The organism is Jiella sonneratiae, assembly GCF_017353515.1.
In the GTDB taxonomy this organism is placed as follows: Bacteria; Pseudomonadota; Alphaproteobacteria; order Rhizobiales; family Rhizobiaceae; genus Jiella; species Jiella sonneratiae.
Genome location: NZ_JAFMPY010000035.1, coordinates 23,718 through 40,092 on the forward strand (window position 1 = coordinate 23,718; position 16,375 = coordinate 40,092).

The 16,375-nt window shown below is 69.7% G+C and carries 13 protein-coding genes; 2 read left to right on the forward strand and 11 right to left on the reverse strand.

Annotated features, from left to right (window positions below; genetic code table 11):
* The first annotated feature begins 41 nt into the window (after window positions 1-41).
* Together J1C47_RS21615 and J1C47_RS21620 are read left to right on the forward strand one after the other, a co-directional pair.
* Window positions 42-1,811: a methyl-accepting chemotaxis protein gene (locus J1C47_RS21615; RefSeq protein ID WP_245396734.1), complete on the forward strand. Its 1,770-nt coding sequence runs from the start codon at window positions 42-44 to the stop codon at window positions 1,809-1,811.
* Window positions 1,812-1,978: 167 nt separating this feature from the next.
* Entirely contained in the window at window positions 1,979-3,088 is a 1,110-nt protein-coding gene (locus J1C47_RS21620; protein WP_207352884.1) for a GGDEF domain-containing protein, read from the forward strand.
* 403 nt (window positions 3,089-3,491) lie between these two features.
* Here the strand turns inward: J1C47_RS21620 and J1C47_RS21625 are convergent, their stop codons facing one another.
* From J1C47_RS21625 to J1C47_RS21675, 11 genes are all read right to left on the reverse strand, one after another.
* Complete coding sequence (locus J1C47_RS21625; RefSeq protein ID WP_207352885.1) at window positions 3,492-3,674, reverse strand: hypothetical protein; 183 nt, start codon at window positions 3,672-3,674, stop codon at window positions 3,492-3,494.
* Window positions 3,675-3,852: 178 nt separating this feature from the next.
* A complete protein-coding gene (locus tag J1C47_RS21630) occupies window positions 3,853-6,765 on the reverse strand; it encodes a DNA translocase FtsK (protein ID WP_245396735.1) in 2,913 nt (970 codons plus the stop codon).
* Between the two features lie 347 nt (window positions 6,766-7,112).
* A complete protein-coding gene (locus tag J1C47_RS21635; RefSeq protein ID WP_207352887.1) occupies window positions 7,113-8,681 on the reverse strand; it encodes a GMC family oxidoreductase in 1,569 nt (522 codons plus the stop codon).
* Between the two features lie 108 nt (window positions 8,682-8,789).
* Entirely contained in the window at window positions 8,790-9,317 is a 528-nt protein-coding gene (locus J1C47_RS21640) for a gluconate 2-dehydrogenase subunit 3 family protein (protein WP_207352888.1), read from the reverse strand.
* A gap of 79 nt (window positions 9,318-9,396) precedes the next feature.
* Window positions 9,397-9,792, reverse strand: coding sequence for a VOC family protein (locus tag J1C47_RS21645; RefSeq protein WP_207352889.1), 396 nt, complete (start codon window positions 9,790-9,792; stop codon window positions 9,397-9,399).
* Window positions 9,793-10,028: 236 nt separating this feature from the next.
* Window positions 10,029-10,400 carry a ribbon-helix-helix domain-containing protein gene (locus J1C47_RS21650; protein WP_207352890.1) on the reverse strand — a complete coding sequence of 124 codons (372 nt, stop codon included), beginning with the start codon at window positions 10,398-10,400 and terminating at the stop codon, window positions 10,029-10,031.
* Between the two features lie 107 nt (window positions 10,401-10,507).
* A complete protein-coding gene (locus tag J1C47_RS21655) occupies window positions 10,508-11,785 on the reverse strand; it encodes an NAD(P)/FAD-dependent oxidoreductase (RefSeq protein ID WP_207352891.1) in 1,278 nt (425 codons plus the stop codon).
* A 15-nt stretch (window positions 11,786-11,800) separates the two neighbouring features.
* Entirely contained in the window at window positions 11,801-11,947 is a 147-nt protein-coding gene (locus J1C47_RS21660) for a DUF3096 domain-containing protein (protein ID WP_207352892.1), read from the reverse strand.
* Window positions 11,948-12,287: 340 nt separating this feature from the next.
* Complete coding sequence (locus J1C47_RS21665) at window positions 12,288-14,216, reverse strand: methyl-accepting chemotaxis protein (RefSeq protein WP_245396736.1); 1,929 nt, start codon at window positions 14,214-14,216, stop codon at window positions 12,288-12,290.
* 474 nt (window positions 14,217-14,690) lie between these two features.
* Complete coding sequence (locus J1C47_RS21670; protein WP_207352894.1) at window positions 14,691-15,470, reverse strand: 3-hydroxybutyrate dehydrogenase; 780 nt, start codon at window positions 15,468-15,470, stop codon at window positions 14,691-14,693.
* A 257-nt stretch (window positions 15,471-15,727) separates the two neighbouring features.
* Window positions 15,728-16,375: methyl-accepting chemotaxis protein (locus J1C47_RS21675; protein WP_245396737.1), on the reverse strand; the 648-nt coding region annotated here is incomplete at its 5' end.

Genomic DNA, 16,375 nt, shown 5'->3' on the forward strand with positions numbered 1-16,375 from the left:
CAGACTTGCGACCAAGAAAATCTCCGATGGAGGGAAAACCGATGCACGGACTGTTCAACACGCACGCGGCCGCGGCGATGAGCGCGATCGGCAAGTCGCTTGCGATGATCGAGTTCAAGCCCGACGGCACGATCCTGACGGCCAACGAGAATTTCTGCGCCGCCATGGGCTACGATCTCGACGAGATCGTCGGCCGGCACCATGCGATGTTCGTCGACCCGGCATTCGCCGCGAGCGCCGAATACGCCGCCTTCTGGGAAAAGCTTTCCCGCGGTGAGTACGATACCGGCCAGTACAAGCGCTTCGGCAAGGGCGGCCGCGAGGTGTGGATCGAGGCGTCCTACAATCCGGTGTTCCACGGTCGCAAGATGACCAAGGTGCTCAAGCTGGCGACCGACATCACGGCGGTGAAGCTCGCCGCCGCCGAGAACCGCGGCAAGATCGAGGCCCTGTCCCGCTCGCAGGCGGTGATCGAGTTCAAGCCCGACGGCACCATCGTCACCGCGAACGAGAACTTCTGCGCCACCATGGGCTACCGGCTGGAGGACATCGTCGGCCGCCACCATTCGATGTTCGTCGAGCCCGGTTTCGCGGCGAGCGAGGAATATCGCGGCTTCTGGGCGAAGCTCGCCCGCGGCGAGTTCGTCTCGGACGAGTTCGAACGGGTCGGCAAGGGCGGCAGGAAGGTCTACATCCAGGCCTCCTACAATCCGATCTTCGACATGAACGGCCGGGTGGTGAAGGTGGTGAAGTTCGCCACCGACGTCACTGGCCGGGTCGTCGCGGTCAACACTCTGGCGGACGGGCTGGGCCGGATGGCCGACGGCGACGTCGGGCAGAGGCTGACCGAGCCGTTCATTCCGAGCCTCGACAGGCTGCGCCTCGACTTCAACACCTCGGTCGCGGTCCTCGGCGAGGCTTTGACGTCGGTCTCCCAGACCGCCGACTCGATCCGCTCGGCGACCGAGGAGATCCGCATCGCCTCGGACGATCTCGCCCGCCGCACCGAGCAGCAGGCGGCGTCGGTCGAGGAGACCTCCGCGGCGATCGAAGAGCTGAACGGAACCGTCAGGGCCTCGGCGGTCCGCGCCGAAGAAGCCGGCGTCAAGGTCTCTGCGACGAAGAGCGAGGCCGAACATTCCGGCGCGGTGGTCGACCGTGCCGTCACCGCGATGACCGCCATCGAGGGGTCTTCGCACCAGATCTCGAAGATCATCGGCGTCATCGACGAGATCGCCTTCCAGACCAACCTGCTGGCGCTGAATGCCGGCGTCGAGGCGGCGCGGGCCGGCGAGGCCGGCAGGGGCTTTGCCGTCGTCGCTTCGGAGGTCCGCGGCCTCGCCCAGCGCTCGGCCGAGGCGGCCAAGGAGATCAAGGGCCTGATCCATGCATCCAGCCGCCAGGTGGAGGAGGGCGTCATGCTCGTCCGCGAGACCGGCAAGGCGCTGCGCGAGATCGTCGCCCGCGTCCAGACGATCGACGCGGATGTCGGCGCCATCGTCGAGGCGGCACGCCAGCAGGCGACCGGGCTTTCCGAGATCGCGAGAGCCGTCGGCTCGATCGACGAAGGCACCCAGCAGAACGCCACGATGGTCGAGGAATCGACGGCCGCCTGCCACAATCTGGTGGAGCAGATGCGCGACCTGCGGAGCCTGCTCTCCCGCTTCTCTTTGGGCGACGCGACGGCCGGGGATGCGGCCGGGAGCGGCGTGCGGGACCTCGTCGCAGGCGTCGGTGCGCGTGACGTGCAGGCGAGCCTCGGCGCCGCCTTTCGCCAGCGGACCGGCCCGCGCCTCACCCGGGTGAAGTGAGGCGTGCCGAAGGTCGGGCGGGCCATGCCGCCGGGGCTCGTCGCGGCATCGTCGCGGCGGGCCGGAGCCCCCGATGCCGACGATCCGCGGAGCGGCGGACACCAAATCATAACCGCGTCGCCTTAGACAGAAGCTGAGAGACATCGTCCCAAGTGGTAAGTCCTGCTTTGAACCCCTTTGCGACCTTCCTGCTCAGCCTGCTCAACGATCTCGGCATCTTCGCGCTGATGACCCTCGCCTATGGCTTCGTCCTGCGCCGCAGCCCCTATGGTCCGGTCCGCAGTGCGGCGATCGGCTGCCTGTTCGGGCTCGGCGCGGCGGTGGCGATGGCCGACACGCCGGATCTCGGCTCCGGCACCTTCGTCGACGCGAGGGGGGTCGCGCTGATCCTCGCCGGGCCCTTCGGCGGCGCGATCGCGGCAGTCCTGACCATGGTGATCGCGGTGGCGGGGCGCGTGGCTCTCGGGGGCGGCAACGCGGCCATCGGCGTCGCGACCACCGTCGCGCTGTCGGCGATGGGGCTCGCCTATGCCCGTCTGCGCCTGTCGGGCGCCCGCCCGCACAGAACGACGCAGTTCCTGACCCTCGGCCTGCTCTCCTGCCTTCCGAACGCCGTGATGGTCGGCATACCCGGCCATGTCGGCGCGACGATGCTGGGCTTCCTCCTGCCGGTCGTGGTCACCAAGATGGTCGGCGTCCTCGTCCTCGGGCATTCCCTCGCGGCGACGCGCCAGGCGGTCATCGCGACGCTCAGGCTCGAGGAACAGGCCTTCGTCGATCCGCTGACGGGACTGCCCAACCGCCGCAGCCTCGAGCGCAGCAGCATGCGGATCATCGACGACGCCGCGCGCAGCAAGCGCCCGGTCGCCGCCCTCGTCATCGACATCGACCATTTCAAGCGGGTCAACGACCGGTTCGGCCACGACGTCGGCGATGCCGTTCTGAAGGCCGTCGCGGCGACGGTGGTGACCAATCTGCGGGCCGGCGACGCCATCGCCCGCTACGGCGGCGAGGAGATCGTCGCGGTGATGCCGCGCACCAGCCTCGACGAGGCCCGGCGCGTCGCCGAGCGCATCCGCGGCGCCATCGCCCGCGAGGTGTTCGACGAGGAGGCCGATATCGGCGGCGTCACCGCCAGCATCGGCGTCGCCGTCCGCTCCGGTCCGGAGCTCAGCTTCAAGATCTTGTTCAAGGCGGCCGACGAGGCGCTCTACCGGGCGAAGGAACTCGGGCGCAACCGGGTCGAAGTGGCCGCGCCGCTGGCGCTGGCGGCCTGACGAGGGACGGGCCGCCCTCGTCGCGTCGCCGGCATCCTCGCCATGGGTGCCCCTGCCGCGATGCGCCCGGCTTTGCCGCGGGGTGACCCCACGAAGCGTCGCCGACGGCACTTGCCCTCAAGCCATTGCCCTCAAGCCATTGCCCTGGGGTCGCCGTGTCGCAGGGGTGCACAGAAAGCGGCGCCTCGCGGCGGCCGACGTCTCTGGTCCTTCCACTGCCGGGTCAATCGTCAATCGGGAAGGATCAAGACAATGGCACCGCTCGTCCAGATCGCCAACGCCAAGCGCTTCCTCATCACCCGGCCGCTGCAGCCGGGCCGCTGAGGCCGCCCGCCGCAGCGGCTCTGCACCGCCCACGGCAATCACATTCCCTCGCTGCCGCGAGCCCGTCCCCGGGGCGGGCTCAGAGGCCGAGGACCGCCAGGAAAGCCTCGATCACCGTCGCGCCGCCGATCGGCGCGATCACCAGCGTCACCACGAAGGCGGCGATCGACCAGAGGAGCATCTTCTCCTCGCGGTCCGTGAGGCTCCTGCGGGGCCTCTCGGGCTCGATCGGTGTCCAGGAATTCTTCTCGTCGAGATACATGGCGGCGGCCCGAGCATCGTCTCGCGGCGCGGCGGCCGCCCGTGTCCGGCGCCGTCGCAGTTGATCCCGGATGAAAATCTAGCGGGCGCCCTGCCCTCGCCAATGGCCCGCCGGACTGTCGGGCGACGGGGCGGCCGCCCGCCGCCGCCGCCTCTGCCGCTGCCTCTGCCGCGCGGGGTCAGGACATCTCGTCTTCGGTCGGCACCAGGATCTCGCGCTTGCCGGCGTGGTTGGCCGGGCCGACGATCCCCTCCTTCTCCATCTTCTCGATGATCGAGGCGGCGCGGTTGTAGCCGATGCCGAGCCGGCGCTGGATGTAGGAGGTGGAGGCCTTGCCGTCCCGCAGCACCACGGCGACCGCCTGGTCGTAGGGATCGTCGGCGTCGTCGCCGCCGCCCGCTGCGCCGCCGGCCGCACTGCCGCTGGAAGAGCCGCCGGAGGACCCGCCCTCCTCGTCCTCGTCCTCGAGGATCGCGTCGAGATAGTCCGGCACGCCCTGCGACTTCAGGTGATTGACGATCGCCTCGACCTCCGGGTCGTCGACGAAGGGCCCGTGGACGCGCTGGATGCGGCCGCCGCCGGCCATGAACAGCATGTCGCCCATGCCGAGCAGCTGCTCGGCGCCCTGCTCGCCGAGGATGGTGCGCGAGTCGATCTTCGACGTCACCTGGAAGGAGATGCGGGTCGGGAAGTTCGCCTTGATCGTGCCGGTGATGACGTCGACCGACGGGCGCTGAGTCGCCATGATGACGTGGATGCCGGCGGCTCGGGCCATCTGGGCGAGGCGCTGGACGGCGCCCTCGATGTCCTTGCCGGCGACCATCATCAGGTCGGCCATCTCGTCGATGATGACGACGATGTAGGGCAACGGCTCGAGGTCGAATTCCTCGGTCTCGAAGATCGGCTCGCCGGTCTCGCGGTCGAAGCCGGTCTGGACGGTGCGCGACATCGTCTCGCCGCGTTCCATCGCCTGTTTGACGCGGGAGTTGAAGCCGTCGATGTTGCGGACGCCCACCTTCGACATCTTGCGGTAGCGGTCCTCCATCTCGCGGACCGTCCATTTCAGCGCGACGACGGCCTTCTTCGGGTCGGTGACGACCGGTGAGAGGAGATGCGGGATGCCGTCGTAGATCGAGAGCTCCAGCATCTTCGGGTCGATCATGATCAGCCGGCATTCCGCCGGGGTGAACCGGTAGAGCAGCGACAGGATCATCGTGTTGATCGACACGGATTTACCCGAACCCGTGGTGCCGGCGACGAGAAGATGCGGCATCTTGGCGAGGTCGGCGATCACCGCCTCGCCGCCGATGGTCTTGCCGAGGACGAGCGGCAGCTTGCCCTTGTTCTGGGCGAAGGCCTCCGAGGCGATCATCTCGCGATAGTAGACGGTCTCGCGCCGCTGGTTCGGCAGCTCGATGCCGATGGCGTTCTTGCCGGGGATGACGGCGACGCGGGCGGCGATCGCCGACATCGAGCGGGCGATGTCGTCGGCAAGGCCGATGACGCGCGAGGACTTGATGCCCGGCGCCGGCTCGAGCTCGTAGAGCGTGACGACCGGGCCGGGGCGGACCTCGATGATCTCGCCCTTGACGCCGAAGTCCTCGAGCACGCCCTCGAGCAGCCGGGCGTTCTCCTGCAGCGCCTCCGGCGACATCGAGGTGTCGCGGCCGGTCGCCTTGGGGGGCGAGAGGAACTCGATCGACGGCAGTTCGAAGGTCTTCGAATCGACCACATGCATCGGCTGCGGCGCCGACTTCATGGCGACGGCGCGGCCGGAGCCGGTGCGCAGCCGCTGCTGGTCGGCGCTGACCGTGCGCTGCTGCGGCACGACCCGCGCGGTGCCTTCGCCGCCGGCCGGCGCCCGCTGGGGTGCGGGCTGCGGCGCGGCCGGGCGCTGGCGCTCGCCGGCCGGGCCCATCGCCGGCTCCCGGCGCTCGCCGCCGCGGCGGTCCTGCTCGTCGCGCTGGCCACCGCGCCGGCCGGGAAAGGCGACGATGTTGCCGGAAAGGAGCCCGCGCCAGCCGCCGGCCTCCTGGGCGCCCTCGCCCCTGCCGGTGACCCTGTCGTCCGGGTCGAGCGACATCTCGCCGTCGCGGGCGGGGGTCTCGTCGAGCGAGCCGAAGGACGCGGCAGCGGCGATCTCGTCGTCGAAGCCGCCCGGCTCGACGGCCGTGCCGAAGTCGTCCTCCACTGCGGTCGCCTCGGCGAAGGCGGCATGCTGCGGCTCCTGCCAGGGGGTCTCGGCGCCGGCCTGCCAGTCGGCCTCGCCGTCGGCGTCCTCGTCGTCCTGCCAGTCGGTCGGGTCGACGAAGCGGTTGCCGTCGGTGACCGGCATCTGCACCCGGATGGTGCGGCCGGCCCGCCCGACAGGGGCCGGCGGCGGCGCGAAGGCCGCATCGTCGTCCTCGTCCCGCCAGCCGTCGAAATTGTCGCCGAAGTCCGGCTCCTTCTGGACGCGGCGCTGTTCGCTGCGGCGCTGCCAGGCGGCCTTGGCGGAATAGAAGGTGTGCGCCGCAGCCCCCAGGAGAAGCTGCAGGCGGCCTTCGCCGTCCTCGTCCTCGTCGAGCTTGCGCTTCTCGGCGCGGCTCGGATAGCGGCCGATCAGGGCGGCGCCGTGGAGATAGAGATAGGTCGCCGGCACCGCGAGGATCGCCGCGAGGCCGATCGCCACGAGGCCGCTCGGATAGCCGCCGAACAGCGAGGCGGGAATCTTCAGGACGAGATCGCCCGTGACGCCGCCGATGCCGATCGGCAGCGGCCAGGTCGCCGGCGGCTCGAGGCAGCCGAGCGCCGCGCAGGCGAGCGCGACGCCGCCGACGGCGAACCAGCCGCGCTTCCAGATGAAGTCGACGCCGCGCCCGGCGATCAGCCGCAGCGCCCAGATCACCGGCAGGCCGATGACCAGCGTCGCGCCGATGCCGAAGACCTGCATTATCAGGTCGGCGACGATCGCCCCGGTCGCGCCGGCGGCGTTCTCGATCATGTTCTGGTTCGACTGGCTGAGCGAGGGATCGGTCACCGTCCAGGTCGCACAGGCAAGGCCGAGATAGGCCGCCAGAACAAGAAGAAGAGTGGCACTCACCCACTCCATACCGCGCCGAAATAGGGAAGTCTCGTCTGCGCCGACCGCCACGTACGCCATCACCCGACCCGCTGTGATTTCTCGGCGATCCGCCGGCCTCTTGCCGGCCTCGCCCACACTTTTGGGCAAGTTAGCGGCCGCGGGTTAAGGCGCCCTTAAGATTAAGGCACCGTTAGCAAAACCGCCTGCCGGCGCCGCCGCCGGGGTCGGCAGGCTGCGGGAGGCCGTCGGAAAGCTTGCCCGAAAAGGCAGACGCGATAAGGCCCGGCCGCCGTTTCGGCCAGGCCCCGGATACGCGCCGGGTGGGCGCCGAGTGAGCGCCCCGTCCCGGTCCGGACAGAGCCGCAGCAAGCGCCTCAGAGTTCGCCGCGCGACATCCGCCCGGCGATGTGGTCGGCCTGGCGCAGCGCCAGAGCGACGATGGTCAGCGTCGGGTTCTCGGCCGCCCCGGTGGTGAACTGCGAGCCGTCGGAGACGAAGAGATTTGCGACGTCGTGGGCCTGGCCGAACCTGTTGACGACGCCGTCCTCCGGCTTCTCGCTCATCCGGTTGGTGCCGAGATTGTGGGTCGAGGGATAGGGCGGCGTCTCGATCACCCGCACCGCGCCGACCGCGTCGTAGATCGCCTTGCCCTGCCCGTAGGCGTGCTTGCGCATCGCCGTGTCGTTCTCGTGGTCGTCGAAATGGACGTCGGGGATCGGCATGCCGTGCTCGTCGGTCTCGTCGGAGAGCGTGACGCGGTTTTCCGCCCGCGGCATGTCCTCGCCGACGATCCACATGCCCGCCATGTTGCGGTAGTTGTCCATGGCGCTGGAAAAGTCCCGGCCCCATTTGCCGGGGTCGAGGAAGGCCGCCATGAAAGGCAGGCCGAGCGACAGCGTCTCGAACTCGTAGCCGCCGACGAAGCCGCGGCCGGGGTCGTGCCGCGCCTCGTCGCGGATGATGCCGGCCATGGTGGTGCCGCGATACATGTGAACGGGCTTTTCGAAGATGCCGTAGACCGAGCCGGTGGTGTGGCGCATGTAGTTGCGCCCGACCTGGCCGGAGGAGTTGGCGAGACCGTCCGGAAACTTCGAGGAGTGGGAGTTGAGGAGCAGCCGCGGGCTCTCGATCGAGTTGCCGGCGACGGCGACGATGCGGGCCTTCTGGCGCTGCTCTCGGCCCTCCTTGTCGGCATAGACGACGCCGGTCACCTTGCCGGCGGCGTCGTGCTCGATGCGCAGCACCATGCATTCCGGCCGCACCTCGAGCTTGCCGGTCGCCTCGCCCTTGGGGATCTCGGCGACGAGCGTCGACCATTTGGCGCCCGACTTGCAGCCCTGGAAGCAGAAGCCGATCTGCAGGCAGGAGGAGCGGTCGTCCCGCGGCACGGAGTTGATCGCCATGCGGCCGGTATGGACTTCCTTGTAGCCGATCTTCTTGGCGCCGGCCTCCATGACCTTGAAGTTGTTGTTGCCGGGAAGGCCCGGCAGGCCGTTGGTGCGGGTGACGCCCATCCGCCCCTCGGCCTTGGCGTACCAGGGCTCCATCTCCGTCAGGTCGATCGGCCAGTCCATGAGGCTCGCCCCGGCGACGTCGCCGTAATGGGTCTTCGTCTTGAACTCGTGCTCCTGGAAGCGCAGCGAGGCGCCGGCCCAGTGCACGGTCGAGCCGCCGACCGACTTGACGATCCAGGCCGGCAGGTTGGGGAAGTCCTTCGACACCCGCCAGTCGCCGGAGGTGCGGCGCTTGTCCTTCCAGGCGAGCTGGGAGAACGAATCCCATTCGTCGTTGATGAAGTCCCAGGTCTCGTGGCGGGCGCCCGCCTCGAGGATCACCGTGTCGATGCCCTTCAGCGCGAGCTGCGTGCCGAGCGTGCCGCCGCCCGCGCCCGAGCCGACGATGACGACGACGCCGTCGTCGTTCAGATCGTATGGTGCTGCCATGTTTGTTCCTCCCGAGGCGATCGCCGGCGCCGCCGCCTCCTCGCGGCCGGCCGCCTGCCTCCAATCATTCGGTCCATTCGAGATGCCGGCCTCGGCGGCCGGGGGCGGTCAGACCCAGTCGAGGTCGTTGAAGCCGCGATCGATGTAGCCGCCCTGGTCGGCGGAGGCGCCCTCGTAGCCGAAGACCGGCCAGAGATCCTTCTGGTTGTAGAGCCCGACCACGAGGTTCGAGCGGACCTTCTGGAAGAACGGGTCCTCGGCCATGGCCTCGAGGATCGCCGCCCGGTCGGCCTCGTTGGCGAGCGAGGCGTAGTCGCTGCCGCCCTTGTCGCCCGCCGCCTTGTTCAGCTTCGCGACGCCGTCCTCCAGGAGGGCGAGGTCGGCCTCGGACGAGCGCGCCGCCTCGTCGAGGATCTCCACCGCCTTGGCGTAGGAGGCGTCCTTCAGTGCGTCGTGCGGATAGCAGTCGCGCGACATCTGGACGAGCGCGGCGAAGGTCTCCGGCTTGGTGGATCGCGGCATCTGCGCCCAGGCGTCGCCGACGACGAGGCCGGAGGGCATGATCGTCATGGCGAGCAGGCCGGCGCCGGCCTTCAGGAAGCCGCGCCTGTCGGTCGCAAGGGTCGACTGTCTCATCTTGGCATTTCCTCCCATTGTCGCTTGTCGGCCGTCCTTCCCGCCGCGCGCCCTCCTCGCGCGCCGCGGAACGGCGGCGTCACTGGAACCGGCCGCCGCGCTCCAGCACCTCGATCTTGTAGCCGTCCGGATCCTCGATGAAGAAGAAGCGGCCGAGCGGCCTGCCCTCGTGGCTGATTTCCTTGATGTCCTTCGGCGACAGACCGGCCTCCCGCATCCTCGCGTGCTCGCCGGCAAGGTCTTCGACCGACACGGCGACGTGGCCGTAGCCGTTGCCGAGGTCGTAGGGCTCGCTCTGCCCCTTGTTCACGGTGAGTTCCAGCTCGTGCCCGGTCTCGGCATTCGACAGGTAGACCAGGGTGAAGCCCTCGAAGTCGAAGCGGCCGGCGAGCGTCAGGCCGAAGGCCCTTTCGTAGAAGTCGCGCGAGCGCGTCTCGTCGAGGACGCGGATCATCGTGTGGATCAACTTGGCCAATCATGCACCCGTTCGTCCTGCCCGCATGGCTGCGGGGCCTTTCGTCGACGGGCGGTCGGGGGGCGAGCGGCGGCATTGCCGGCCGGCGATGCCGGCGCGAACGGTCAGGCCCTTCCTCCGCTTGCCGGCCGTGTCCGCCAGTTTGGAACGACTCTAGGCTCGATCCGCCGGGAGGGGGTAGTATGATAATAACACGGCGCGATTTCTCGGCCCGCAGCCGCGCGCCGCCGGGCCGGTCAGCCGGCGGGCAGCCGGTCGCCGAGCGGGCGGGACGGCCGTTCCCCGCGGCCCGCGGGCGCGGTCTTCGCCGCCATCGGCCAGGGGCGCGCCGCGTCGTCGCTCCGCTTTGCCGATCGCTCCAGATGGATCAGGCAGGTGCAGCGCAGCAGCGAGGTGAAGTTGCGCGCCTCGCCGTGCAGGCCCAGCACCTCGTCGTGCAGCGTCGTCAGGAACTTCGGCAGGGTCATGTCCTGCTCTTCGGCGAGGTCCTCGAGGATGTCCCAGAAGGCTGCCTCGAGCCGGATCGACGTCGCATGGCCGGAGAGCCGCACCGACCGCGTCTCGCTGTCGTATTTTTCCAGGGGAATGCCTGCGAAGAGCTGGCACATCGCGATCGACTTTCCTGACGTGACCTGAAGGCGAGTTAAGTCGCAATCGCGCCGTCTGGCAAGGCGGACGAGGAGCGCGGGGGCGATACGCCGCGGCGGAGTCGGCGTCAGCCGTGCAGCTTCAGCTGCGCGCCCTTGGCCGGCGAGATCAGGTCGGCGAAGATCGCGACGCCGCCGCGCAGCGGCCCGAGCAGCGTCCACTGGTGGCGCCGCTGCAGGCTCTTGTAGGCGGCGTTGGCGAATTCGCCCTTCACCAGGATGTCGTGCCGGCGGCCGAAGCCGATCTGGCCGACAGAGCCCGCCCGCGCCAGCGACAGGAGGCGGCCGCGGTCGCCGTAGACGAAGGGCTCCGGCTCGTCGCCGCGGATGAGCGCCGGGATCGCGGTCGCGAGATATTCGGCCTGCTGGCTGGCGCATTGCGCCGTCGGGGGCAGCGGCGCGCCGGCGCCCTCCGGCGTCAGGCTCGCCGCGTCCCCGAACACCTGAACGGCCGGATCGACGCTCGAGCGCAGGCGGTCGTCGACGCGAATGCGGCCCTTTCCATCGACGTCGAAATCCGCGAGTTCGCAAAGGCGGGGATTGCCGACGAGGCCCGCCGCCCAGACGACGATGTCGGCGGGATGGCGGGTGCCGTCGGCGTTAACGATGCCGTCCGCCTCCACCGCGGCGACCTTGGCACCCGTCAGGGTGTCGATCCGAAGCGCCGCGAGCCGCTCCTCGACGTTCGAGCGCAAAGTGTCGTCGGCGCCGGGCATCAGCTGCGGCGCAGCCTCGGCGAGGAGGATCTGGAGGATGTCGCGGCCGCCGCGATGCTTCGCCCCGAAGAAGCCGCTCTCGACCTGGCGCAGATGCGCGGCGAGCTCGGTGCCCGTCGCTCCGGAGCCGACGATGACGACGCGCGCCGCGCGGCCTGTCTCGCGGGCCGAGATCATCAGGGCGACGAAGCGCGCGCGGAACCGGTCGGCGTCCGCCCGTTCGTCGAGGCGGATGGCGTGTTCGGCGACGCCCGTCGTGCCGAAGTCGGGCGTCACGCCGCCCAGCGCCACGACGAGACGGTCGTAGGACAGCCGGCGCGGCGCGGCGCCGCCCCCGTCCGGCGCGGCCGGGCCGGTGAGCCCGACGCGCTTTTCCGCCCGGTCGATCGCGACCACGTCGCCCTGCTCGAAGTCGAAGCCGCGCATGCGCGCCAGCATGTAGTAGCTGAGGTCGGAGAGGGTGGAATCGATCGTCCCGGCGGCGAATTCGTGCAGCCGCGGCTTCCACAGATGCGAGGGCTGGCGGTCGACCAGCGTGACCGCGAGATCCGGCCGGCCGCCCAGCCGCGCCGCGAGCTCCGCGCCCCCCGCGCCGCCGCCGAGGATCGTCAGGCGGGTGCGCCCGGCCATCGCCGCGGCGCTCTTCTAGGTATGGATGAGGTTGGGGAACAGGCCCATCAGGCCGACGATGATCAGATAGACCGCGACGATGATGTTGAGGAGCCGCGGAACGACGAGGATGAGGATGCCGGCGACGAGGGCGACGGCCGGCTGGATGGCGATGATTTGCATGGCACGCTCTCCGATTGGCGGGGGTAGTTAGAGCATGATCCCGAAAAGTGGGCACCGCTCTTCGGAAAAGATCATGCGCAGACCGGAAGATGGAGCGGGATGACGGGCAAAGCGCATCCTGTCCGGGGCTGGCGGGGCGGGTTCGACGGTCGGTCCCGCACGACGCCGATCTTTCGTCGAATGTCGCAAGAGGGCCGCCGGGGCGATCCCCCCGATCGGGCGGGCAGGCCACCGCCGGAACGGTTTCGGGGGCAGCCATGGCCGCCCCCGGTGTCATCTCGTCTCTTGCGCCGCCGCGACGCCGCGCCGCGGCGTCCCCGTCCGCCGATCGGCGGGCGGCTCAGAACTCTTCCCAGCTCTCTTCGGCCGCGGCCGGCTTGCGGGCCGCGCCGCCCGAACCGCCGGCCTTGAGCTGCGGCACGGGGCGGGCCGCCGCCGGCCGGGGGGCAGGCGCAGCGGTTGCGCCGGCGCGCCTTGCGGGGGCGGCCGCCTGCTTCCGCGCCGCGGTCTTGAAGCGGGTGACGGTGTCGGCGAGGCCTTCGGTCTCCTTGGCCACCGTCTGGGCCGCCGCCGTCGTCTGCTCGACCATCGCGGCGTTCTGCTGGGTTACCTTGTCCATCTGGTCGGCGGCGCCCGACACTTCGCGCAGGCTCGTCGCCTGTTCGCGGGCGTTGTCGGCGATCTCGGCGATCACCTCGGCCATCCCGGCGACCTCCGCGACGATCTCGTCGAGGCTCCTGCCGGAGGCGGTGACCAGCTCGACGCCGCGGCCGACATGTTCGGACGACGCGTTGATCAGGCTCTTGATCTCCTTGGCCGCTTCGGCGGAGCGCTGGGCGAGCGCCCGCACTTCCTGGGCGACCACCGCGAAGCCCTTGCCGGCCTCGCCCGCCCGCGCCGCCTCGACGCCGGCGTTGAGGGCGAGGAGGTTGGTCTGGAAGGCGATCTCGTCGATGACGCCGATGATCTGGTTGATCTGCTGCGACGAGCCCTCGATGGCGGTCATCGCCGTCACCGCCTCGGCGACGATCTCGCCGCCCTTCTGGGCCTTGATGCGGGCCGAGTTCGCGGTGTTGCGGGCGGTGCCGGCGCCTTCCGCGGTGCGGTTGACGCCGCTCGTCACCTCGCCGAGGGCCGCGACGGTCTCTTCCAGGCTCGCCGCCTGCTGCTCGGTGCGATGGGCGAGGTCGTTGGAGGCGACGGTGATCTCGGAGAGCCCCGCCCGGATCGCCCCGACGGTCTCGACCACCCGGCCGATGGCGCTTTCCAGCTCCTCCACCGAGCCGTTGAACTTCGCCCGGATCGGCTCGAATTCCGGCGCCACCTTGCCGGTCATGCGCACGGTCAGGTCGCCGGTCGACAGCCGGTCGAAGCTCTGATCGACGACGCCCATGAATTCGCGCAGGTCCTCGGCCTTGGCGTGTTCCAGATCGGCCTGGCGCTGGCGCGCCGCCTCCTGGTCGGTGCGCGCGGCCTCGGCCTCGCGCTGCAGATCGTCCTGGCGCAGCGCGGCGAGCTTGAACACCTCGACGGCGGCGGCCATCTGGCCGACCTCGTCGCCGCGGCCCTGGGCCGGGACCTCGATGCTCTTGTCGCCGGCCGCGAGCCGGCGCATCGCCGCGGTCATCTCGTTGATCGGCCGGATGATGTTCTTGGCGAGCATCACCCCGAGCGACAGGGCGGCGACGGCGATGGCGACGAGCGCGATGACGATGGCGTTGCGCGACAGCGTGATCGACGCCTGCTCGGCGCTCGCGGCGGTCGCGGAGGCCTCGCGCGCGCCGTCCCGTTCGGCGTCGAGCGCGTTCTCGATCGGCTCGATGAACTGGTCGGCCTTGCCCGACTTGAAGATCGCCAGGGCCTGGGGATAGGTGGCCTCCGAGCGCGCCCCGGCGATGACCGGATCGGCGATCTCGCTCTGCCAGGCGGCCATGGCGGTCTTCACGCTGTCGTATAGTGCCGCGAACCCGCTGTCCGGGCCGGCGAGCTGGTTCAGCTTGTCCAGCGCCGTCAGGAAGCTCTTGTAGTGCTCCTTGACCCGGCCGGAGAAATACTCGTCGCGGGTGATCATGAAGCCGCGCAGCGAGTTTTCCTGGCGCGCCAGGGAGAAGCGCGCGTCGATGGCCGCGTCGGAGACGGCGGTGCGATGGTCCTTGACGGCCGCGGCGGTCGCGATGCTGCTCGTCGTCCAGAAGATCGTCGCGCCCATGGCCAGCGCCAGGAACGAGAGGAAGCCGAGCGTGAGTGCCAGCTTTCGCGAAATCGTCATGTTTTTCGGGTGCATCGCCGCATTCTCCAGCCGATCTGTACCAAGTGTCGGGTTCGGACCGGTCTGTTGTGGGAGAAATTGGTGAATTAAGGCTTATCGCCGTGGGAATTTCGCGTCAGCCGCAACAATGCGTTAAATATAAGACGAGCAAACGATACCCGTTTCTGACGGAAGCTCCGAAGTATTTTCAGCCTCGTGTTGGTATTTTCCCGGTTGCAGAAAGCTGTCCCAACAGCTCGTGCGCCTGCCGCTGCAGGACGCAACGGAACGGCGACACCGGCAGCGGCGGCCGTAAGGCAGGCGGCGCAGGCAAAGGGGCGGCGAGGCGGGCCTGCCGCCGGCGATGCGCCGCGACGATTGCCGCAACGCCATCTGCGGAAGATGACGGCCCGCCGGGCGTCGTCGACCTCCGCGGCGCGGCGGCGCGGCGGCGCGGCGGCCGCAAGACCGCGCCCCCGGCCGCCCATCGCCCGCTCAGGCCATGTACCAGCCGTGGCTCGGCACGATCGACTGCCCGGTCAGGGCGTTCGACTTGAAGCTCGCGAGGAACAGCGCGACCTCGGCGACGTCCTCCATGGTGGTGAAGGTCTGGTCGACAGTCTCGCCGAGCATGATCCTGTTGACGACCTCCTCTTCGGAAATCCCGAGATTCTCCGCCTGTTCGGGAATCTGCTTCTCGACGAGGGGGGTCTTCACGAAGCCGGGGCAGATGGTGTTCGACCGGACGCCATGCTTGGCGCCCTCCTTGGCCATCACCCGGGCAAGGCCCAGAATGCCGTGCTTGGCCGCCACATAGGCGGTCTTCAGCGCCGAAGGCTCGTGGCTGTGCACCGAGCCCATATAGATCAGCGAGCCGGATTTCTGCGGATACATGTGCTTGACGCAGGCCTTCGTGAGCAGAAACGAGCCGTCGAGATGGATCGTCACCAGCTTGCGGAACTCCGCATAGGGAAATTCCTCGATCGGATGGACGATCTGGATGCCGGCATTCGACACCATGGTGTCGATCCGGCCGAAATGCTCGGCGACCCTGTCGACGCCGCGGTTCACCGCCGCTTCGTCGGTGACGTCCATGGAAACGGCGATCGCCTCGCCGCCTTTGGCCTTCAGTTCGGCGGCGACCTTCTCGGCCCCCTCCATGTCGATGTCGCAGATCGCGATCCTGCCGCCCTCGCGCGCGAAGGTCTCGGCGATGGTCCTGCCGATTCCCGAGCTCGCGCCGGTGACGACGGCGACGTTTCCTTGAAGTTGCATGGCTGGCCGTCCTTTGCTGTTCGCTCCTGCAGCAAATGGACGCGGGCCGCCGGTCGCCAAGGCGTCGCGGCACGCTCATTGGGAAGTTTGCTGCATTGCGCGAGCGCGGGAGGCGCATTGCTTCCGGGGGATGCAAGAGCGCGCGCCGGTGGCGGCACCGGCACGCGCTGAGCTTTCGCGAGGCCGCCGAGCGCCTCCAGATCGGCTGGGTCGAACCGGTGCGGCCAAATCCGGCCCGACCCGAGCCGGCCGAAGGCTCAGAACTCCTCCCAGCTCTCCTCGGCTGCGGCCGCTGCGGCGGGCTTGCGGGCCGCGCCGCCGGTCCCGGCGGTCTTCAGCTGCGGCAGGCCGCGGGCACCAGGCCGCGCGGCGGTGCGCATGCCGCCCGATCCCGCCGCCCCGGCGGCCTTCGCCGCCGTCCCGGCCGTGCGGAACCGCGCCACCGCCGCCGCCAGGCCCTCGGTCTCCTTGGCGAGCGTCTGGGCCGCCGCGGTCGACTCTTCCACCATCGCGGCGTTCTGCTGCGTCACCTTGTCCATCTGGTCGGCGGCGCCGGAAACCTCGCGCAGGCTCGTCGCCTGTTCGCGCGCCGAGGCCGCGATCCGCCCGACCACCTCGGCCATCCCCGCGACCTCCGCGACGATCTCCTCCAGCGACCTGCCGGAGGCGGTCACCAGCGTGACGCCCTTTTCCACCTGTTCCGAGGAGGCGTTGATCAGCCCCTTGATCTCCTTGGCGGCCTCGGCCGAGCGCTGGGCCAGCGCCCTGACTTCCTGGGCCACCACCGCGAAGCCCTTGCCGGCTTCGCCCGCCCGCGCCGCCTCGACGCCGGCATTCAGCGCCAGGAGGTTGGTCTGGAAGGCGATCTCGTCGATCACCCCGATGATCTGGTTGATCTGCTGCGA

What these genes read in the sequence shown, in the direction of transcription:
- J1C47_RS21615 (WP_245396734.1), top strand. Translation starts at nt 42, where the DNA reads ATGCACGGACTGTTCAACACGCACGCGGCCGCGGCGATGAGCGCGATC.
- J1C47_RS21625 (WP_207352885.1), bottom strand. Translation starts at nt 3,674, where the DNA reads ATGTATCTCGACGAGAAGAATTCCTGGACACCGATCGAGCCCGAGAGG.
- J1C47_RS21630 (WP_245396735.1), bottom strand. Translation starts at nt 6,765, where the DNA reads ATGGAGTGGGTGAGTGCCACTCTTCTTCTTGTTCTGGCGGCCTATCTC.
- J1C47_RS21635 (WP_207352887.1), bottom strand. Translation starts at nt 8,681, where the DNA reads ATGGCAGCACCATACGATCTGAACGACGACGGCGTCGTCGTCATCGTC.
- J1C47_RS21640 (WP_207352888.1), bottom strand. Translation starts at nt 9,317, where the DNA reads ATGAGACAGTCGACCCTTGCGACCGACAGGCGCGGCTTCCTGAAGGCC.
- J1C47_RS21650 (WP_207352890.1), bottom strand. Translation starts at nt 10,400, where the DNA reads ATGTGCCAGCTCTTCGCAGGCATTCCCCTGGAAAAATACGACAGCGAG.
- J1C47_RS21655 (WP_207352891.1), bottom strand. Translation starts at nt 11,785, where the DNA reads ATGGCCGGGCGCACCCGCCTGACGATCCTCGGCGGCGGCGCGGGGGGC.
- J1C47_RS21660 (WP_207352892.1), bottom strand. Translation starts at nt 11,947, where the DNA reads ATGCAAATCATCGCCATCCAGCCGGCCGTCGCCCTCGTCGCCGGCATC.
- J1C47_RS21665 (WP_245396736.1), bottom strand. Translation starts at nt 14,216, where the DNA reads ATGACGATTTCGCGAAAGCTGGCACTCACGCTCGGCTTCCTCTCGTTC.
- J1C47_RS21670 (WP_207352894.1), bottom strand. Translation starts at nt 15,470, where the DNA reads ATGCAACTTCAAGGAAACGTCGCCGTCGTCACCGGCGCGAGCTCGGGA.